This is a genomic window from Acinetobacter sp. UBA1496 (genome assembly GCF_002324975.1).
GTDB classification, from domain to species: Bacteria; Pseudomonadota; Gammaproteobacteria; order Pseudomonadales; family Moraxellaceae; genus Acinetobacter; species Acinetobacter variabilis.
Window position 1 is genome coordinate 1 of record NZ_DCRI01000086.1, and the last position, 20,580, is coordinate 20,580.

20 protein-coding genes and 2 pseudogenes are annotated in these 20,580 nt (G+C 44.3%); 6 read left to right on the forward strand and 16 right to left on the reverse strand.

The genetic code is table 11. The annotated features are described in order from the left end of the window. The first annotated feature begins 174 nt into the window (after window positions 1-174). The 5 genes and pseudogenes from B3143_RS09450 to B3143_RS09470 all read left to right on the forward strand — a co-directional run bounded on the left by B3143_RS09450 (window position 175) and on the right by B3143_RS09470 (window position 4,059). On the forward strand, window positions 175-639 hold the full coding sequence (locus B3143_RS09450; RefSeq protein ID WP_286740205.1) for a hypothetical protein: 465 nt from the start codon (window positions 175-177) through the stop codon (window positions 637-639). Further along, window positions 636-1,556: a hypothetical protein gene (locus B3143_RS09455; RefSeq protein WP_286740206.1), complete on the forward strand. Its 921-nt coding sequence runs from the start codon at window positions 636-638 to the stop codon at window positions 1,554-1,556. The genes B3143_RS09450 and B3143_RS09455 overlap by 4 nt, the downstream gene beginning before the upstream one ends. 24 nt (window positions 1,557-1,580) lie before the next feature. Further along, window positions 1,581-1,985 (forward strand): annotated as a pseudogene (locus tag B3143_RS09460) (GGDEF domain-containing protein). Between the two features lie 143 nt (window positions 1,986-2,128). Then, complete coding sequence (locus tag B3143_RS09465) at window positions 2,129-3,286, forward strand: PQQ-dependent sugar dehydrogenase (protein ID WP_261635214.1); 1,158 nt, start codon at window positions 2,129-2,131, stop codon at window positions 3,284-3,286. 375 nt (window positions 3,287-3,661) lie between these two features. Further along, window positions 3,662-4,059, forward strand: a pseudogene (locus B3143_RS09470) (tautomerase family protein). Window positions 4,060-4,315: 256 nt separating this feature from the next. Here B3143_RS09470 and B3143_RS09480 read toward each other — a convergent pair. The 5 genes from B3143_RS09480 to ribF all read right to left on the reverse strand — a co-directional run bounded on the left by B3143_RS09480 (window position 4,316) and on the right by ribF (window position 9,911). Then, window positions 4,316-4,858: an NADPH-dependent FMN reductase gene (locus tag B3143_RS09480; RefSeq protein WP_005232867.1), complete on the reverse strand. Its 543-nt coding sequence runs from the start codon at window positions 4,856-4,858 to the stop codon at window positions 4,316-4,318. A gap of 133 nt (window positions 4,859-4,991) precedes the next feature. Continuing rightward, window positions 4,992-5,474, reverse strand: a complete 483-nt coding sequence (locus B3143_RS09485) for an FKBP-type peptidyl-prolyl cis-trans isomerase (RefSeq protein WP_125278879.1) — start codon at window positions 5,472-5,474, stop codon at window positions 4,992-4,994. Beyond that, window positions 5,467-6,006, reverse strand: a complete 540-nt coding sequence (lspA, locus tag B3143_RS09490; RefSeq protein WP_004781354.1) for a signal peptidase II — start codon at window positions 6,004-6,006, stop codon at window positions 5,467-5,469. The genes B3143_RS09485 and lspA overlap by 8 nt, the downstream gene beginning before the upstream one ends. Then, the gene (gene ileS / locus B3143_RS09495) at window positions 5,999-8,845 is read right to left on the reverse strand and encodes an isoleucine--tRNA ligase (RefSeq protein WP_286740209.1); all 2,847 of its coding nucleotides are present in this window, start codon (window positions 8,843-8,845) and stop codon (window positions 5,999-6,001) included. The genes lspA and ileS overlap by 8 nt, the downstream gene beginning before the upstream one ends. Window positions 8,846-8,909: 64 nt before the next feature. Beyond that, complete coding sequence (ribF, locus tag B3143_RS09500) at window positions 8,910-9,911, reverse strand: bifunctional riboflavin kinase/FAD synthetase (RefSeq protein WP_286740211.1); 1,002 nt, start codon at window positions 9,909-9,911, stop codon at window positions 8,910-8,912. A gap of 255 nt (window positions 9,912-10,166) precedes the next feature. On the opposite strand from ribF, the gene B3143_RS09505 reads away from it, so the two are divergent. After that, on the forward strand, window positions 10,167-10,730 hold the full coding sequence (locus tag B3143_RS09505) for a 5'-nucleosidase (RefSeq protein WP_286740213.1): 564 nt from the start codon (window positions 10,167-10,169) through the stop codon (window positions 10,728-10,730). Between the two features lie 72 nt (window positions 10,731-10,802). On the opposite strand, the gene B3143_RS09510 is transcribed toward B3143_RS09505, so the two are convergent. From B3143_RS09510 to B3143_RS09560, 11 genes are all read right to left on the reverse strand, one after another. Continuing rightward, window positions 10,803-11,426: a TetR/AcrR family transcriptional regulator gene (locus tag B3143_RS09510; RefSeq protein WP_005232857.1), complete on the reverse strand. Its 624-nt coding sequence runs from the start codon at window positions 11,424-11,426 to the stop codon at window positions 10,803-10,805. A 349-nt stretch (window positions 11,427-11,775) separates the two neighbouring features. Further along, window positions 11,776-12,582 carry an ABC transporter ATP-binding protein gene (locus B3143_RS09515; RefSeq protein ID WP_286740217.1) on the reverse strand — a complete coding sequence of 269 codons (807 nt, stop codon included), beginning with the start codon at window positions 12,580-12,582 and terminating at the stop codon, window positions 11,776-11,778. 25 nt (window positions 12,583-12,607) lie between these two features. Then, window positions 12,608-13,423 (reverse strand): aliphatic sulfonate ABC transporter permease SsuC, encoded by an 816-nt coding sequence (gene ssuC / locus B3143_RS09520; RefSeq protein ID WP_004647159.1) that lies wholly within the window; start codon window positions 13,421-13,423, stop codon window positions 12,608-12,610. Then, the gene (gene ssuD / locus B3143_RS09525; protein ID WP_286740221.1) at window positions 13,423-14,598 is read right to left on the reverse strand and encodes an FMNH2-dependent alkanesulfonate monooxygenase; all 1,176 of its coding nucleotides are present in this window, start codon (window positions 14,596-14,598) and stop codon (window positions 13,423-13,425) included. Before ssuD ends, ssuC begins: the two co-directional genes overlap by 1 nt. 36 nt (window positions 14,599-14,634) lie before the next feature. Next, window positions 14,635-15,630, reverse strand: coding sequence for an aliphatic sulfonate ABC transporter substrate-binding protein (locus B3143_RS09530; RefSeq protein WP_262738007.1), 996 nt, complete (start codon window positions 15,628-15,630; stop codon window positions 14,635-14,637). Window positions 15,631-15,654: 24 nt separating this feature from the next. Further along, window positions 15,655-16,611 (reverse strand): sulfonate ABC transporter substrate-binding protein, encoded by a 957-nt coding sequence (locus tag B3143_RS09535; RefSeq protein WP_286740224.1) that lies wholly within the window; start codon window positions 16,609-16,611, stop codon window positions 15,655-15,657. Between the two features lie 336 nt (window positions 16,612-16,947). Continuing rightward, complete coding sequence (gene argA / locus B3143_RS09540; protein ID WP_286740225.1) at window positions 16,948-18,291, reverse strand: amino-acid N-acetyltransferase; 1,344 nt, start codon at window positions 18,289-18,291, stop codon at window positions 16,948-16,950. A gap of 132 nt (window positions 18,292-18,423) precedes the next feature. Continuing rightward, complete coding sequence (locus B3143_RS09545; RefSeq protein WP_214001732.1) at window positions 18,424-18,798, reverse strand: RcnB family protein; 375 nt, start codon at window positions 18,796-18,798, stop codon at window positions 18,424-18,426. Between the two features lie 222 nt (window positions 18,799-19,020). Further along, on the reverse strand, window positions 19,021-19,416 hold the full coding sequence (locus tag B3143_RS09550) for an RcnB family protein (protein ID WP_125278867.1): 396 nt from the start codon (window positions 19,414-19,416) through the stop codon (window positions 19,021-19,023). A 306-nt stretch (window positions 19,417-19,722) separates the two neighbouring features. Then, window positions 19,723-19,878, reverse strand: a complete 156-nt coding sequence (locus tag B3143_RS09555) for a hypothetical protein (protein WP_179991889.1) — start codon at window positions 19,876-19,878, stop codon at window positions 19,723-19,725. 185 nt (window positions 19,879-20,063) lie between these two features. Continuing rightward, window positions 20,064-20,483: a hypothetical protein gene (locus tag B3143_RS09560; protein WP_004781373.1), complete on the reverse strand. Its 420-nt coding sequence runs from the start codon at window positions 20,481-20,483 to the stop codon at window positions 20,064-20,066. Window positions 20,484-20,580 lie beyond the last annotated feature (97 nt).

The following is a 20,580-nucleotide window of genomic DNA, read 5'->3' on the forward strand; positions in this document are numbered from 1 at the left end:
CATCGCCAGCTCATTATTCCTAAAAAGCCCTCTGCTCACGCAGGGGGCTTTTTTTATATATAACATATAAACCTTTTTTATCTTTAACGACTAATTTTTTACGGCTGTATAATCTCTGATCAGCTGTAAAATGTTATACTACTCGTGTAAATATTTTTTTATTTTCTGAGTCATATGCAGCAGATTCTCATAAACACATTTGTGTTGATATGGCTCAGTTTGATTTCTCCACAGCTATACGCTGTAACAGAATTAAATTTTGATCATCATCAGTATGTCAAACTCGATGGAGAATGGGAGTTCTATCCCAATCAGCTGATTGATCCCATTTCTGAGCAGCGATTATCCCCATTAAATTCCCCTAGTCAGACTCTTGCTGCTGAAAAAGTTCATTTACCTAATTCTTTCCTGACCTTAACAGGTCATAAAGACCATATTGGAACTTTTCAAAAAGCCTTCAGGCTGCCTGAATCAGCTATCAATCATGCGGTTTATGTTTATGTGCCTTATCAGTATGGGGCTTATCGTATGTATGTCGATGATCATCTCCTGATAGAAGTAGGGCAGGTAGGCATACACGGTCAGCATCAGACCATGATGGCGCCAAAGCTGGCTTCTTTCCCTCACAGCGGGAAGTGACGCTTACCATTCAGGCTTCAAGTTATCACCATATCCGTGGCGGGCTGGAAAACAGCATGTTTATTGGCTTTAACCAGCCTATTCTGGATAAGTTTTATGATCAGGTGATTCCTTTAAGTGTGATCAGTGGCGTTCTGCTGATGATTGGCTGCTTTATGGTGTTCTTTGCAGTGTTTCGCAGTCTTAAAACGCAAGCAGGTAATTTGCTGCTGTTTCTAGGGTTATTTATTCTGTGCTTGAGCCTACGTAGCTTCTTTGCAGTCCCATTTATTTATACTTTATTCACGAATATTTCCTGGGTATGGGACACACGATTTGAGTATTTACTGACTGAATTGGCGACTCTATTTTTCCTGATTTATATTTATTTATTGCCTTATCGACTGTTAAATCCTTATTTATTAAAAATCACAGCTTTGTTAATTAGTATCAATGTGGCTGTGACCCTGTTTACGCTGCCTTATATATTCCAGAGCTTCTTTTTTCAGAGCTTTAATATCGCAGTACTGGTTTTTATTAATCTGCTTTATGGCGCTTACCGCATGCACAAATCGCATGTGCGTTATTCCAAGATCAATTCCATTGCCGTAGTGCTGGTCTGCCTGACCTTCCTGTATGACTATTTACTTGCGCTTAAGGTAATTGATTCAGTTGAAATTGCATTTTATACCTCCTGTACCTATTTTATTTTAATTACCTTTCAGCTCAGCCGTGATTATGCGGTGCAAAGTATTAATACCGAGTTGTTAAACAAGCAGCTTTTGCGACTGAATAAAGAACTTGATCAGAAGGTTCAGGACCGTACGCGTGATATCACCTTGCTCAATGAGAAACTCGTGCAGCAGGTGAGGCTGGATTCGCTGACAGGTGCCTATAATCGCTTTGCCTTAAATGAACAGCTTCAGCAGCAATATTAATATGCAATCGCAAACCAATCTTCGCTGGTTGTTTACATGATCGATGTGGATTATTTTAAAAACTATAATGACTATCATGGCCATCTCAAAGGTGACTATATTTTAAAAACACTGGTGCAAACCATTCAATAAATATTGCCTGAAAATGGCTTTCTGGCACGTTATGGGGGTGAGGAATTTGCGGTTTTACTGGCAGATATTTCCTGGCAGGAAGCTAAAGCTTTTGCCGAGCAACTTTGTGAGGTTATTCGTCAGCTCAATTTGGAACATGCCAATCGTAGTGATGACAAAACCTGGATCAGTATCAGTGTTGGGGCAGCGATTATGGACGCTGAGCATATCTATAAAAATGTTGATCGTTTACTGAAAACAGCTGATCAGCAGTTGTATCAGGCAAAAATTCTTCGTGATTCAGCTAGTATTAAATAATAAAAAATGCAATCAATACATCAGCTATCTTATTGAGATTATGTTATATCCGCTTACGATTCCTTTACTTTTTTATTATTTTAGCCGTTGTCTGGAATGCTAAATTGGTACTTATCCGAATGAAATTAGCATGAAGAATAACAATGAAACAGACTCAACTAGCAGCAATTTTATTATTAGGCTTGGGTTCATATAGCCTGACTGCCTGTGCCCAAGACAAGACTTCAGCATCCTCAGCTGGACAATCTGCTGCCAAAACCACACAGCAAGCCTATAAAGTTGAAGAATTTACGCAATTGAATGAGCCATGGGCACTGACTGAGCTGCCGGATCAGCGCTTACTGATTACCGAAAGGTCAGGAAAATTAAAATTATTTAATCCAGCCAATCGCAGCACTCAAACTGTTCAGGGTATTCCTCAAGTGGCCTATGGCGGACAAGGGGGCTTAGGCGATATCACACTCCATCCTGACTTTGCCAAGAATCAGCTGGTATATTTCAGTTATGCTGAACAGGGGCAGGGGGGGTATGGTGCAGTCGTGGTTCGTGGCAAGCTAGATCTCACTAAGAGCATCCCACAACTCACTCAGATTAAGAAAATCTGGACCCAGGTACCGAAATTTTCTTCCGGTCAGGGTCATTATGGGCACCGGATTATCTTTGGCTCAGATAACAAACTCTGGATCAGTTCAGGTGAACGTCAGCAATTTAATCCAGCTCAAGACATGAACTCCAATGCCGGCAAGATTATTCGTCTGAATGACGATGGTTCAATTCCTTCTGACAATCCATTTATGAATCAGGGCGAAATTGCTAAGCAGGTCTGGAGTCTGGGGCACCGTAATCCTCTCGGTTTGGCATTTGATCCACAAGGGCAGCTTTGGGTGATTGAAATGGGTCCAAAAGGTGGTGATGAGCTGAATAAAGTGATAAAAGGCAAAAATTATGGCTATCCGATCGTCTCCAATGGGGATCATTATGATGGCAAACCGATTCCAGATCACAGTACCCAACCAGAGTTTGAAGCACCGGCATTGGACTGGACTCCCGTAATTTCTCCTTCAGACTTATTGTTCTATACAGGTAATAGCTTTCCTCAGTGGAAAAATAAAGCCATTGCTACGGGTCTGTCTTCTCAGGCGATGATCATAATTGATACCACTCAAAATCCTGCGAAAGAAATACAGCGACTGGATATGAAAGAGCGGATTCGTGGTGCGATTCAGGCCAAAGATGGCTCACTCTGGGTGATTGAAGATGGTCCAAAAGCCAAGTTGCTTAAGATGACCGCCCCTCAGTAAAAAGCTAAATAGTTAATATCAGAATGAAAGAAAAAGGCCCCAACTCCTGTGAGGGCCTTTTCAAATTTAGCTCAGATACCTTTCCTCTGGTATCGATCAGCATCCTGCCGATGTTTTATTCTTGTTTTTGCAAGACTTCCTGTTTTGGTATGCACTCCATATAGCCTGAGTCAGAAGGACCGAGTAGAGGCATTGACTGCATCTGCTGTAGGCCAGAGGCGACAAGGTCACTTGAAAATATTTATCCAATTAATTCCAGAGTTCTCAGGATAATTTTGCGATATGGTAAAGATAGAAGACCTTATTAAAGCTCATCTCTCTATTCAATAAAAAATATTTAAAAAAATTCCATAAAATAATAAAAAGGAGAAGCACATGCCTACCGTTCAAATTGAAGTCCGGCAGCAATATTCCCAGGCTGATGAAGATCAGTTACTCGACAGTGTATTTCAATGTGTGAAAAATACCTTTCAACTGCCTGACTATGACCGTAATATCCGGCTGGTGGTACATGAAGCCCATCGTTTTCAATATATGGCTCATCTGGCCCAGCCTGAATACTTTACCTTGATCAGTATTGACTGCTTCGCTGGCCGGAGTCTGGAGACCAAGCGCAAACTGTATCAGCAGATTGTGTAGAAAGCTTGGGAGAACTGGGCATTCTGTCTGATCATATTCTGATTCATCTGCGGGAAAGTCCATTGGAAAACTGGGGAATCCGCGGTGGGCAAGCAGCCTGTGATGTCAATGTAGACTTTAATGTAGAGATCTGATTTTTTTTAAGAAAAATTCCTGATTTTAAATACAAAAAAGCCCCAACATCCTGTTGAGGCTTTTCTGGATTTGCTTCTCAGATCTGACTCCTGTCTGACCTGTCAACGTCCTGTTACTCTGCGCTTTTTATTGTTGTTGTATCGCTTTGCAGACTTCCTGTCTGTCTATGAATCAAACTATAGCCTTGAACTGAAAGTGAGAATAGCCGACAAATTCTGCGCTGCCTGTAGGCTAAAGCGCACATCGCTGTCGTCCTCAGGCACTGACATACTGGATCAGCTTATCCACGACATCTCTAAGTGTTTTATTGTCGAATTCATTTCCTTCAAAGCTGTAGTCTTTATTGCGACTAAAAATGTCCCGCAGCTCTACAATCGCATTGGTATCCACCATGCCAAGCTGAGTGCCGACCTGACGGATCTGATCAATGGAACGTGAGCCGTTGGTGACGCCATAACCGATATAAGCTGCCGGTTTGCCTTGCCATTCCTTGGCTAGATAATCCAGCGCATTCTTTAATGCTGGGCTATAGCCATGGTTATATTCAGGACTGATAAAAATAAATGCATCCGCAAGAGCAATAAAGTCGGCCCATTCCTGCTGTTTCGGTTGATCATAAATACCGGTCAATGGGGGATGAGAACCAGCAAAAAGCGGAAGATCCCATTCTTTTAAGTCGACAAGTTCGGTTTCAAGCGTGCTAAAACCATATTTTTTAATTTCCTGTAGTACCCAATGTGCGACCTTAATTGCTGTACGTCCTTCACGCACACTGCCAACCACAATATAAATTTTCATATCTTTCCCTTTCTCATCGCATTCTCATCAAATTAAATTAATCAGATTTATTAATAGAGACTAGAGAGGATTTGTATCCAGATAATAAAAAAGCTCCCGAAGGAGCTCTATTAAATCATGTGATTAGCTAAAATTACATCAGCTTCACACCTTGCTGGCCAGCCGGAGTGACTTTGAAGATTTCGACTTCAAAGGTGATATTTTTACCTGCAAGCGGATGATTAAAGTCCACTTCGGTAATATCATCATTTACGGATCTTACTACGCCATACAAAGTCGATTTGGCCTTGTCTTCAAACTCGATCATGTGACCTTCGATCGGACGTTCGCCGAATTTCACCGTATCAAATTTTTGGACATTTTCAGGATTCCACGGACCAAAAGCTTCTTCGGGTGGAAGGCTGACGGTACGACGGTCACCAGCACGCAAGCCCATTAAGGCTTTTTCAAAACCTGGTAATAGGTTGCCATCACCAATGGTCAGGCTTACCGGTTCTTCACGGCTACGGGTATTGTCAATTTCTACGCCACTTTCGATCGCGACAGAAAAATGAAGCTCGACTTTAGAGCCGTCTTCAACACGAGTTTCCTCGTTAGGATTAATAAAATCAGTCATGTTGCGCCTGTGCACGTTGAATTCGGTGTTTTTCCAGGAAAAACGTATCAATCAGCAGCAGAATCGTACCTAAAGTAATGGCACTATCCGCAATATTAAAAGCAGGGAAGTGGCTGTTCTGATAATAGACATGAATAAAGTCAACCACATAACCTAAAGAAATGCGATCAATCAGGTTACCAATAGCACCACCCAGAATCAGGGCAACTGCTAGTGGCAAGACTTTCATGCTCTTTGGCATACGCATCAGCCAGAACACGAAAACCACAGACACTAAACCTGCAAGTGAGGTAAAGAAATAACGTTGCCAGCCACCGGCATCGGACAAGAAACTAAAGGCAGCGCCATAGTTATGTAATAGTGTCCAATTTAAAAAGGGCAGGACGGGCACCGGATCTGCATATTCCAGATGTGTTACCGCAATCCATTTGGTCCATTGATCTAGAATGATCGCCAGAATAGCCAGTCCGATCCACCACAAATTGTGAGGATAGAACTGGAACAGACCCTTTTTCTGCTGTGGGTTAGGCATATTTTCTCTCTTCACCTTGGCCGCTCGGGAGGTTAATGATACAACGACCGCATAGTCCTGGATGTGAGGCATGTGTATTCACATCAGGAAGCACATGCCAGCAGCGTACACATTTCTCGCCATCTGCCGCAGATACTTTTACGCGTAGGCCTTCAAGTTCAGCGTCATTGCCTTGAGCAGCATCAAACGGATTCACGATTACCTGAGAAGTGATCAGAACGAAACGCAGCTCATCACCCAGACGGTCTAGAACAGCTTTCAGTTCATCATTGGCCCACAGCTCAACTTTGGCAGACAGGTTTGAACCCACTAGTTTCTCGTTACGCGCATTTTCAATGTGCTTGTTGACCGCAGATTTGACTGCAATCAGGGTTTGCCAGTCTGCTTCAGACAACAGGTTTTCTTGTGCTGAAACTGGAATATCGTACCATTCAGCAGTGAACACATATTTCTCGCTTTGACCTGGAATTAGTGGCCATGCTTCTTGAGCGGTGAAGCTCAGGATTGGTGCCATCCAGCGTACAAAGGCTTGTACCAGATGATATAGCGCAGTTTGCGCAGAATGACGTGCCTGCGAGTCTGCTTTAGTGGTGTACTGGCGGTCTTTGATGATGTCTAAGTAGAAACCACCGAGGTCGTTAATGCAGAAATTGGTCAAGGCATTGGTCACGATATGGAAGTTCATATCTTCATATGCTTTCTTGATGGTTTCCTGTACATCATTGGCGCGTTGCAGGATGTATTGATCCAGTGCAATCAGTTGATCTACAGGTAGGGCATCAGTTGCCGGGTTGAAGCCATTCAGGTTTGCCAGCAAGAAACGCAGGGTATTACGGATACGACGATAACCATCTGATGCACGGTTAAAGATTTCTTTACCTGCGGTCATTTCATAACGGTAATCTGCTGAAGCGATCCAGAAACGCAGGCCGTCTGCACCCATGTTCTTGATAATGTCTTGCGGAGTAATGATATTACCCAGCGATTTCGACATCTTGCGGCCTTTCTCATCAACCACGAAACCGTGAGTCAGCAAGCCTTTGTATGGCGCACGTTGATTAATCGCCATAGAGGTCAATAATGAAGACTGGAACCAGCCACGGTGTTGGTCAGAACCTTCAAGATATAAATCAGCCGGATCAGTTAATTCTTCACGGTCACGCAGCACTGCATAGTGGGTTGTACCAGAGTCAAACCATACGTCTAAAGTATCGCGAACTGCATTGTACTGCTCAGCATCATCACCGATGAAGTCTTTGGCTTCACGGTTATACCAGGCATCAATACCTTCCTGTTCGATCAGTTTCGCGACTTCTTCGATCAGTTCAGGTGTACGAGGATGCAGCTCATTGGTGTCTTTATGCACGAAGAATGGAATTGGCACGCCCCAGGTACGTTGACGTGAGATACACCAGTCTGGACGGCCTTCGATCATCGCCTGAATACGGTTTTTACCCCAATCCGGTACGAAGCTGATGTCATTTTCAATGGCATTCAATGCGCCTTGACGTAGACCTTTCTCATCCATGCTGATGAACCATTGTGGGGTCGCACGGAAGATAATCGGAGTTTTATGACGCCAGCAGTGCGGGTAGCTATGCTTAATAGGCTTATGCGCCCATAGCTTGTTAGCTTCGCCAAGTGCCGCAATAATTTGTGGATTGGCCTTGTAGATATGTTCGCCTGCGAATAGTGGTGAAGTCGGTAAATACACACCATTACCGCCCACCGGATTATCTACTTTCAGGTTATACAGCAGACCAACTTTATAGTCGTCCACACCATGGCCAGGCGCAGTATGTACAGCACCGGTACCACTGGTTGCAATAACGTGTTCACCCAAAATGACCGGCACTTGACGCTCAGCAATTAAAGGATGTTGCAGTACCAGATTTTCAAGTTTCGCACCGGCAAAATCGGCAATCACTTCAACCGCGTTAAAACCATAACGTTCAGTTGCAGATTCAACCAGATCTTTGGCCAGGATAAAGTTTTGTGCCGCTTTATCTTCACCACGTGCAACGACCAGCTGGTATTCAATTTCAGCATGTAGGGCAACCGCCTGGTTCGCAGGCAGGGTCCAAGGCGTAGTCGTCCAGATCACGATATCAGTTGAGTCTTTAACTTCAACACCTAAACGTGCAGACAGATCCGCCAGATCAACCACGGTGAAACCCACGTCGATTGCATCTGATTTTTTATCTTCATATTCAACTTCAGCTTCAGCCAATGCTGAACCACAGTCCAGACACCAGTTCACCGGTTTAAGACCTGGCTGGATATGGCCATTTTTCGCGATTTCACCGAGTGAACGTACAATGTTGGCTTCCTGCTTGAAGTTCATGGTGAGGTAAGGATTGCTCCAGTCGCCAAACACACCCATACGGATGAAGTCTTTTTTCTGTAGCTCAACCTGGCTCAATGCATATTCGCGGCAAGCTTTACGGAAAGTAGGCGCATCCACTTTAACGCCGACCTTACCGACTTTTTCTTCAACTTTGAGCTCAATTGGAAGACCGTGACAATCCCAGCCTGGCACATAAGGCGCATCAAAACCGTCCATGATGCGGCTTTTAATGATGATGTCTTTAAGTACCTTGTTGACTGCATGACCTAGGTGAATCTGGCCATTGGCATATGGAGGGCCGTCATGAAGCACGTATTTTTTCTTGCCAATTCGCGATGCACGAATCTGCTGATAAATGTCATCGGCATACCACTCTTCTAACCATTTCGCTTCACGTACTGCCAGATTTGCTTTCATTGCAAAGTCAGTACCTGGGAGGTTCAGCGTGGCTTTATAATCCACTGCATTTTCAGGAGTTTGCTTATCGCTCATGCAAGTTGTCTTCCAATTTAATCAGTCATTAGACTGACACGTTTTACAATAAAAATACGGGACATTAAAAGGGAAATGTGGGGTGTTTTCGACGAAAGTCAAGCAGTTTCTCAACATCATCATCAATTCCGGCCTTTAACGCTTCAAGCGAAGGATAATCTTTTTCGCCATGCAGATAATTCAAGAAGGTTACCCGCATTAACAGGCCATACAGATTAGCAGAAACATCAGGAAAATGTACTTCTAATCGCCATTCCGGATGAGTTTGTTTGATCGCAGGGCGGGTACCCACATGACCGGCACCAAACAGGCTGCCCTGATCATAGCCGGCAATACCCGGCTGTTCAGGATTTTCCTGCTGAACCTTGGCGCTGAGTGATCCGGTTTCACAGACGACTTCAACCCCATAAATGCCCTGCAGGCAGGGTTTATGCCGGTTCAGCCGGACATTAATGGTCGGGAAATCAATGGTACGGCCAATCTGGTCGCCGTATTGCACCCGGCCGGTAATACTATAAGGACGTCCCAGTAATTTGGCTGCCAGAGCGAGGTCACCCGCTTGCAGGGTCTGACGGATACGGGTAGAACTGACCCGTTCACCATCCAAGGCAATGGTATGCAGATTGGTGACCTTAAATCCGTAATCTCGCAGGAATTCACTATTGCCCTGACGGTTTTTACCAAAGTGAAAATCATCCCCCAAGACCAGATGTGCTGCATTCAGTTTATCTTTCAGAATGTCGGCAAAGGCTTCGGCACTCAGGCTTCGGAAATGATGATCAAACTTGGCGACCGCAATATAGTCCACACCCAGTTCGCTTAGATATTCTACCTTTTCACGCAATGAGGAAATACGCGGCGGTGCTTCATAACCTTTAAAAAATTCAAGCGGTTGTGGTTCGAAGATCATCACAACAGTTTTCAGTTGCTCAGCTTCTGCAACAGCTTTTAACTGTTTGATCATGGCCTGATGACCCAGATGCACGCCGTCAAAATTACCAATCGTAACGGCGGTTTTTGGCAATTCAGAATGTGACGCTAAAGCATTGAGACGGAGCAGCTGCATAGGCGAAATCAGGGAATTGAAAAATAGGAAAGGCTATATATTGCCATAATCTCAACGATTCGTCTTGCTGTTGTGTTTTTATGCAAAAAAATTATTGAAAAATCACCAAACACATCAAGAAGAAAGTGTGCCATCCAAGAATCTTTTGCTGTTATTTAAGCATGAGATCTGCAAAACAGAAATCTAAAAACCCGCTTTTCATTGCCTGGATTTTGCTTTCTAATGTCACGGTTTTCTCAGTCTCGGGTAGTTTGCATGTCAGATTCGGCGCTCATTATGGCATTGGCCAGTGAATCCAAAGGTTTGTTCGAAGCAGAAGGTGTGGAAGTCCACTATAGTGGCATCGGCAAGGTGAATGCTGCTTTTAAGGCTTTTGAAGTGATTCAGAAAACTCGCTGTAAAACCCTGATTAATCTCGGCACCGCAGGCAGTTCCCATTTCAAGGCGCATGAACTGGTTGAAGTTAAGCGTTTTGTGCAACGTGATATGGATGTTTCACCACTAGGATTTGAAGTTGGTATTACCCCGATGGATGATCATTTGCCAGGCGCAATTGATCTGGAACCGTTCTTTGCCCATTTACCGAAAGGGACTTGTGGAACAGGGGATAGCTTTGAAACAGGCTTGCCAAAAGTGGCTTGTCAGCTGGTCGATATGGAAGGCTATGCGCTGGCCAAGGTATGCAGAAAATTGGATGTGCGCTTGATTTCAGTCAAATATATTACTGACGGTGCGGATGATAGCGCTCACTTGGACTGGGAAGAGAATCTGCTGCTAGGTGCGCAAAAATTATTGAATTTATATCAAACGTTAAAATAATAATAAAGGGTGAGAGAAGGGGTCGGCGACCATAAAATTTATGGCCGTATGCCAAATGATTTTTGCGTTGACCTATTTTTCTTGTGTACGCGGAAGTACGCCGTACAGCATCATATGTACAGTATGCTGGATAATCCGTTGTTGCATGCTCCGGTTACGCAAGGTCTTGCCTGTTACCATTTCCATCTGGGTCGCGAAATCTGCATAGTTCTGGGTCACGGCCCAGATATTCAGAATCAGCAGTTCAGGATCGATATCTTTAGAAATTTTGCCTTGTTCCTGCCAGTTTGAAATCACTTTGGCTTTACGCTTGACCAGTTTTTTCAATGGACCTTTTAAGATTTCTAAAATGTGCGGCGCACCCTGAATCACTTCCAGAGCGAACAGGCGTGAAGCTTTAGGCTGGGTACGCGATACTTCAATTTTTTGCATCAAATAATTGGTAATCGCTTCTTCAGGCTCAAGATCGGCTTCTAGCATTTGTAAAGGTGCCAGCCATTTTTGTAGAACGGTCGTTAAAACCTCTACATAGAGCGCCTCTTTATTTTCGTAATAATAGAAAATATTCGACTTATGCATTTCTGCAATTTGCGCGATCTCATCTAAACTCGCCCCATTAAAACCGTATAGGGAAAAAACATCGAGTGCAGCATTCAGCAGCTGGTTGCGTTTTTGAGTACTCTTTTTTTGTTCCATCAGCAAATATTAAAAACAATTAAAAAAGGGAATTTTTAATTGTACGTCAAATCATCAGATTTGTGCATCAAGTCAGGTGCTAATTTTATGAATAATGATGATTTATTCTTTAGATTAAAGATACAATTAGTATCGGTTTAAGGCGCAAGAATTAAAAACCAAGCTTTTGAAAAGGTTGATGATTTTTTAAGTACTAATTATTACCTTAAAGCATCATCAAGTTAAAATAAAATTAATGAATTAAGTTGAAATTTTGCCAATTGCTGAATAAATAATCAGTGAGGCAGATATTTTCTTGATTCGAAATAAGGAATCCAGAATAAACAGTTATTCCAGATTCCCTCACATTTCAGGTTGCTAAAACCGCATTCAGAACCTGCTGTTCAAGTTCGGCGAATTTCACATTCTTTTGTCGCGGACGTGGCAGATCAACTTTAAACTCTTTGGCAATATGGCCTTTATCCAGCAGGATAATCCGGTCTGCCAGTTGTACGGCTTCACTCACGTCGTGGGTGACCAGAATCGAAGTAAAGCCCTGTTCAGTCCATAATTTTTCAATCAGGTTCTGCATATCCAGACGGGTCAGGGCATCCAGCGCACCGAGTGGTTCATCCAGCAGTAAAATACGTGGCTTATGTGACAAGGCACGTGCCAGAGCTGTACGTTGACGCTGACCACCAGATAGTTGTGAAGGCCAAAGCCCAGCTTTTTCTTTTAAGCCGACTTTCTCCAGCATTTGTGAAGCATTGCCATGCTGGTCTTTTGGTAAGCCAAGTTGTACGTTCTGTTCGATGCTGCGCCATGGCAATAGACGCGGATCCTGGAACATCACGCGGATATCATCAGCGGTAATACCTTCACGAATATGACGCGCATACTTGAATTTAATTTCACCGTAACTCTGTTTTTCAAGATCGGCAATCAGACGGAGCAGGGTACTTTTACCACAGCCACTACGTCCAACAATCGCCAGAAATTCACCCGGCTGAATATGCAGGTCCAGATCTTCCAGTACCTTCACCGAGCCATAGAACTTGTGCAGCTGTTCAATAATGATTTCGGCACCGGCAACTGCATTGGGATTGATATCGGTTGCAGCAGGCTCCTGCACTGCAGTCGGATCATTGGCAAGACGCCCTAAGCTGAGATCAGTCATCACATGCTCCTCAATATTTTTTCAATTATTTTTGATAGCCAGCATGCCAGCGCAGCAGGAATCGTTCTAAGGCCACGGCCAGGACATCTGCCAGTTTACCGAGCAGGGCATACAGTAAAATACCCACCAGTACGACATCGGTTTGCAGGAATTCACGCGCGTTCATGGTCATATAACCGATGCCGGACTGGGCAGAAATCGTTTCCGCCACAATCAGCAGTACCCAGACCAGACCGAGTGAAAAACGCAGACCGACCAGAATTGAAGGCATTGCCCCTGGCAGGATAATTTCTTTATAAAGCTGCCAGCGGGTCAGGCCATAGCTTTTACCCATCTCGATTAGCTGGGGATCGACTGAACGAATTCCATGATAGGTATTGATATAGATTGGGAAGAACACACCAATGGCCACCAGAAACAGCTTGGCTGATTCATCAATCCCGAACCATAAGATGACTAGGGGAATGAGTGCCAGTGCAGGAATATTGCGGATCATCTGCAAGGTGGTGTCGAGCAGGGTAGAGGCAGTTTTGGATGAACCATTTAACAGACCCAGCAATAGGCCCAAACCACCACCTACCAATAATCCGCTGATGGCACGTCCTGCACTGACTTGCACATGCGTCCACAGCTCACCGCTGAGCAATAAATTCCAGAAGGCTAAAACCACGGCACTCGGTGCAGGCAGAATCCGGCTTTCCAGCAGGCCTGTGCTAGAGGCAATTTGCCAAACTGCAATCAAGAAAATTGGAACCAGCCAGGGCAGCAGATGCTGCCCCAGAATTGTTCCACGTGAAACCTGCTTTGGGGTCAGGGTTTCAACGGAAACGACTTTTGACATTAAGCAGACTCCTTAATTTTCTCAGCCTGCTTGTTCTCGTCAGGTGTGTAGTTGTTCGCCACAATTTCACCAAATGGACCGGTCAAGTTCGGTTGAGTGAGTTTTTTCTGGGTTTCCAGTGGAAGTAACGGGAACACCAGTTCGGCAAAACGGATGGATTCTTCCAGATGCGGATAGCCTGAGAAAATAAAGGTGCTGATCCCCAGATCGGCATATTCCTGAATACGTGCAGCGACAGTTTCCGGATCGCCGACCAGTGCTGTGCCTGCACCACCACGAACCAGACCTACACCTGCCCACAGGTTTGGAGACACTTCGAGTTTACTGCGGTCGCCATTGTGCAGTTCTGCCATACGGCGCTGACCGACCGAGTCCATGGATTTGAACTTGGCTTGGGCTGCAGCAATAGTGGCATCATCCACATATTGAATCAGTTCTTCAGCTGCGGCCCAGGCCTGCTCATTGCTTTCGCGTACGATCACGTGTAAACGGATCCCGTAATTCAGTTCACGACCTTTAGCTGCGGCCTTGGCTTTTACCACAGCAATTTTTTCTTTGACTGCTGCCGGTGGCTCCCCCCAGGTCAGGTAAGTGTCGACCTGATCCGTGGCCAGTTCAATGGCATCATCCGATGAACCGCCAAACCATAAAGGCGGATGTGGCTGCTGGATTGGTGGATACAGCAATTTTGCCTCGTCGACACTTAAGCGTTCGCCATGGAAGCTAAAGCTTTCACCGGTATGTGAGCGTTTTAAAATTTCACGCCAGATGGTGGTGTATTCGGTCGCCGTTTTATAGCGGGTTGTGTGATCTTCATAGACGCCGTCACCTTTTAGTTCCTGTTCATCACCGCCAGTCACCAGATTCAGCAGCACCCGGCCATTGGACAAGCGGTCAAAGGTCGCGGCCATACGTGCAGCCAGTGCCGGAGTGGTCACGCCTGGACGCAGCGCCACCAGGAATTTTAATTTTTTGGTCGCATCAATCAGGCTGGCTGCGGTTAACCATGGATCTTCACAAGAACGGCCAGTCGGAATTAGCACCCCTTCATAACCTAAGTTATCTACCGCAACGGCAATCTGCTTCATGTAGGTATGATCTACAACACGTGCGCCCTTGCTGGTGCCTAAGTAACGACTGTCGCCATGAGTGGGGATAAACCAGAAAATTTTCATGTGATATTCCTTAAATTAAATCATCTTGTTTGTTCATCAATGTGTGGCTGCTGGTGACCAGATCTGTTGCTGGACGCTGATGGTTTTGGGAATCAGTTGAACCTGCTGGAAGAGATCGGCAATATTCTGTTGGGCTTTTATCACTTCCGGAGTTAAAGGTTGAACCGGCGAAGGTTTAAGACGACGCTCAAATGCAATCTTCGCCACCTCTGGTTTCAGACCGGTACTTTTCTGATAAATATCTAGAGCTACAGCCTGGTTTTTAAGAATCCACTGGTCAGAGGCATTTAAAGCCTGGATAAACTTGCTGGGACTATCCGGATGCTTCTGAATAAATTCGGGATTGCCGATGTAAAAGGAATAGGTTTGCGGAAAATCACTGGATTCAATCAGTACCTTAACCTGGCTGTCGAACTCGGCTGCACCCAGGAAGGGATCCCAGATTGCCCAGGCATCAATAGCTTTTTTGTCAAAAGCGGCACGTGCATCCGCAGGGGGAAGCCAAATGGCTTGAATCTCTGACCAGCTTAAGCCGGCTTTTTCCAGAGTTTTGGCCAGAAGTTCATGGGCACTTGAACCTTTCTGCACCGCGATCCGTTTTCCTTTCAACTGTTGAATCGTCTGGATGTCACTGTCTTTCGGCACGACCACGGCTAAAGAGTTTCCAGCCACTTTTTCAAAGGCCACGTAACTCAGGGCTTTATCTGCAGCCTGTGCAAAAATGGGTGGGGTATTCCCTACATAGCCATAATCCACCGCACCGACTGCCAGTGCTTCCAGCATTTGTGGACCCGCCGGAAACTCTTTCCACTCAATTTTGGCATTAGGAAATTGTTGTTCTAACAGCTTTTCATCGCGTGCTACCAGCAGATTCAAGGCTGATTTCTGAAAGCCAATCGCAATGGTTTTAACTTGTTGCACCGACGTAGTTTCTGCGGCAGCCGTTTGTTGTGGTTCCTGTTTCTGGCAGCCAGTCAGACTAAAGCTCAATAACGCTAAACTGATGTAAGAAACTGTTTTTAAATGACTCATCTTTATTCTCGAATTATTCTGCTGTTATTTAATAATTGCTGCATCAATATTCAGCTTTTGTGGAATCAGCTGCTGCGCATAAAATGCATCGGCGACTTGTTGCTGTTTTTGAATCACGTCAGTGCTGAGAGGTTTAACGCCAAAGCCCATGCGTGAAATAGAGGTTTTCAAGACATCGACGGCCAGACCTGTCGGTTTTTCCAGAAGTTTGGCTGCTTCATCCTGATGAGCAGAGACCCACTCAGTGGTCAGATTGAGTTCATTCACGACAGCTTCAATAATCTGTGGGTTGGCTTCAGCAAACTTGCGATCTGCCAGATAGAACTGATGGTTACTGACAATGTTCTCCCCCGTGGCGATGACACGCGCACCAATCTGATGTTCTGCTGCAGCGAAGAATGGGTCCCAGATCACCCAGGCATCGACAGCACCGCGTTCAAAAGCGGCACGGGCATCAGAAGGTGGCAGGTAAACCACTTCAATATCGCTGAGTTTCAGATTATTAGCTTCAAGGACTTTGAGTAGTAAGTAATGAACATTTGAGCCTTTATTTAAGGCAACACGTTTACCTTTAAGATCCTGAACTGACTGGATATTGGAATCTTTTTGTACGATTAGCGCTTCAGCTTTCGGTGCTTCTGGCTGGTTGGCCACATAGACCAGATTTGAGTTCGCTGCTTGAGCAAAGATCGGTGGCGCTTCACCGGCTTCACCAAAGGATACGCTGCCGACATTCAAGCCTTCAAGTAACTGAGGACCAGCCGGGAATTCAACCCATTTCACATTCACGCCTTGTTCTTTTAATGACGTTTCTAAGGTGCCACGTTCTTTTAAGATCGGCAGTACACCATATTTCTGGAAACCAATATTCAGGGTCACGGCTTCCTTTTTTTTGCCACAGCCAGAAAGCATCATCACGCCAGCCACCGCAGCACTGAGGACCGCAGTTTTTGTGAATAATTGAATGTGTGATTGGCGCATGAATCAGAACTCCTGAAAATTTAGAAATGTGAAATGAAGAACTTAGGCATACGCTAAAGCTTTTTACTTTTCTAAAAAAATAACTATTCAGGGATTTCTAATGAAGAAAAAAGATAAATAAAAAAGTGCAAAACTTATGCAGGAAAGTGATTTACACATTAATTTAGGAAAAAAGAATTATTTATATAAGATAATGAAATATAAAATTATTTATTCTAAATAAAGTGGCCAGATATGCTTATTAGAAAATCAGCAATAAGATTTTTATACTGAATGCAGGTTTTATGAATATCGTTATCTAAAATAAAGATATGAGAGCGCATAAAAAAAGTCACTTTAAAGTGACTTTTTGCAGACAATTGAATTGCGCTGATAATTATAAAAAGCCTGTCGGGCATCGGGTAGATCATCCACTGATGCCGGTTCAAAGCCCTGTTCCAGAAACCAGTGTGCAGTACGGGTCGTTAAAATAAACAGTTGCTGAATGCCCAGACTTTTGGCCTTATCTTCCAGATAATGCAGGATCTGGCTACCGCGGTTGGATTGACGGTAACTCGGATCTACTGCAACACAGGCTATTTCTGCAGAACGCAGTTCATTGCCCGTAGTTGGAATCGGATACAGGGCAGCACAAGCCAGAATCATGCCGTCACGCTCAATTACGGCGAACTGGTCAATTTCATTTTCCAGACGCTCCCGCGAACGGTAAACCAGAATGCCTTCTTCTTCCAAGGGGCGAAGTAAGCGGATTAGGCCACCGACATCCTGAATGTCGGCCATGCGCACTTCTTCATAATGCGCATCGGTGATCATGGTGCCAGAACCATCCCGGGTGAACAGTTCTTCCAGCAAGGCGCCGTCATAAGTATACGAAATCAGATGAACGCGATTGACGCCATTTCGGGAAGCTTCCTGAGCGGCCTTGAGCTGGAGCCGAATTTCAATATCCTGTTCATCAGAAAGAATATAGTCATCCAGTTGTTGTGGGGTTACTTCCCGTTTTAACTGAGCCTTACTGTCGAGCAGACCATGCTGTCGACCCAAGATAATCAGTTTATCGGCTTTGAGGCGAGTCGCAGTTTTGGTGGCGACTTCTTCAGCCAGCAGATTGAACACTTCGCCTGTCGTTGAATAGCCGGTCGGACCCAGAATCACAATATTATGATTGTCCAGATGACGTTGAATCGCATCGGTATCAATCGCCCGAACTTCACCGGTTAACTGAAAATCCACCCCGTCACGGATACCATAAGGTTTGGCTGTCACAAAATTTCCTGAAACGGCATCAATGCGCGCACCATACATGGGTGAATTGGCCAGCCCCATCGACAGTAAGGCCTCAATCTGTAAACGGATCGATCCTACTGCATTCAGTACACAGCTTAAGGATTCACGAGTTGTGACCCGACGCTGCTGGTGGAAGGGGGTCTCGAAGCCACTCGCAGCCAGATTCTGGTTAATTTGCGGACGCGCGCCATGTACCAGAATCAGACGGATTCCTAAAGAATTGAGCAGGGCAATATCATGAATGATGTGCTGAAAGTTATCATGCGATACCGCTTCACCATCAAACATGATCACAAAGGTTTTATTGCGATGAGCATTGATATAAGGCGCAGAATGGCGAAACCAGTGCACGTATTGCAAGGTGTTGCTCGGTGAGGTTTCTGCTGCAGTCATAGCTGTGCCTATTTCAACATTTAAAGATCTAGCTTTGATTCTAATGAAAAAATACTGAAGTGGAAGTACAGATATAAAAAAACACCTAAAGCGAGCTTCAGGTGTCTGCTAGAAGGGCAGAAAAGGGAATGATTAGTTGATGATTCGAACAATCTTGTCGTTACGATCGTTGACTAGTACATAGTCACCATTGATTTTGTACCATTGCTGGTTTTTACCTGCTTTCGGCAAACGGCGTGCTTCATAGCCACTGACTTCAAAGCGACGGTTGTCATACTGGTTTGGCAGTTTTTGACCTACGCGCCAGTCACGGCTTGGGTTAACCCCACGGTTGTTATAACGACGGTCATCGCGGCGATCATCCCATTTTTTCGCATCTTTATGATCCCAGTGCGGTGCTGGTTTATGCGGTGCATAACGTGGATCATGATGCTGCGGTGCTGCCATTGCAGAAGTAGCAACCAGCGCACTAAGAGATAAGGCAATTGTAGTTAAAACTTTTTTCATGGCTCTCACCTAAAAATCTGTACATGTTTTCGATGAGATTAAATTAGCGAATAAGTGGATAGAAAGCGTGAGGCCAGTTTAGTGGAATTGTTAAATTCATGAAGGAATTTAGGAGATTAGCCACGATTAAAAGGAAAGCTCTAAAATAAGAAAAAGCCTAAAAAGGCTCATCCTAAACATCAAAAAGCCCAAACAAGGTTGGGCTTTGTATCAGGTTCTGAATCAGTCTCCGATAATCCGGACAATACTGTTATTTTCAGAGTTCACCAGAATGTAGTCATTGTTGACTTTGTACCATTGCTGCTTGCGGTCTGGTTTAGGCAGTTTATGGTCCTTATATTCGACCTTGTAGCCATTACTGCGATAATGCTGCGGCATGACATAGCCAGGCTGCCAGCGTAACTGTTGCAGACGTTTAACACCACGTTCTTCACGCATACGGCGTTTATCATACTCGTCTTGGTGATCGTCATGGAAATCACGCGCTTTCTTGGCCTGATGATGACCCGGACCCCGTTCCATACGCTGTTCATCATTGAAATGAGGGGCAGCGTTTGCAACATTTGCCAGCATGAATGCACTGCAGGACATCGCCAATGCTACCAGAACCTTTTTCATGTTGAACCCTCATTCAATTGTTCATTTTCTACAGTAACTAATGTACAGAAAAATTGCAGAGAAACTGTGAAGAACTGGCTGAAGTTTTATATCAATTACAGAGAAATTATGATTATGCCATGATTTTACATAAGCTTAGGATGCACTTCAGTCAGTTGACCAGTTATGCCCAGCCCCATTGGCATTTCAGCAAAACCGGGATCAAGATGCAAGCGCAATGTCCTGAATTGTGTATCAAAACCGTCTCAAATTAGTGGAAAAATATTCTTTTTATGCGCCAGATCTTGATTCGGTCATTGCAATTTTTCAGTTCCACTGTTCCGTTAAACCCTGTAAAGACTGAATGGCTTCAGCCACAGACTCTGCCTCGACTGCATCTTCTAAAGCCAAAATGAGGGCAGTTGATAACTGCAAGTTTTCAATACGACGAATAGTTTCAGTTTTACGTTTTTGGTCTGTCATTTAATTTTCCTTCGCTTTGATTTAACTTGAAAAGCATTATAAAAATTTTATATTAATTTGTAAAACCGAATAATTTTATATTATTGATTCATTAAAACGATTTATATCTGTTTTTTAAAGAATTTAAGGATAAAAAAAAAGCGCATTATCCGTAAATGCGCTCTTTCGGGATCTAATGAACAATCTTAATAGGCATAGTTCAGGTCAGTATAGTCACTTAGGGATTTCTGCACATGTGCCTGAATAAAGGTACGCACATCTTCCGCTGTCATTGCTTTGCCCTGATTGCTGATCACATGTTCAATTTCAGGCTGACCTTCAATTTTGATGCGATAGACAAAGTGTTTCGCCACCTGATAACGATCGTCTAGTTTTTCGATACCCGTCACATAATGATAGGAATGTTCAAAATTTAGATCGGTATGAGAAAAGACAAACTGATCAAATAGTTTCAGTTTTTGACCATTTTCGAGTGCCTGAATGTCATCGACAATGCTGGCATCAAACTTCATGCCGTATTTTTCAGAGATCGGCTGCTGATCGACCAGCAGAGAAACCATGCCATCTTCCAAAGTCGTCACGGTGATGTTGTTTAAGTCAGTCATGTTGCACTCAAATAAAAATCTGTTGGCGCTAGTATAGGGGAATTTGCAGCGAACTGAATAAAGACAGTATTGTAGAGATAACCTGAGTTCGATGAAA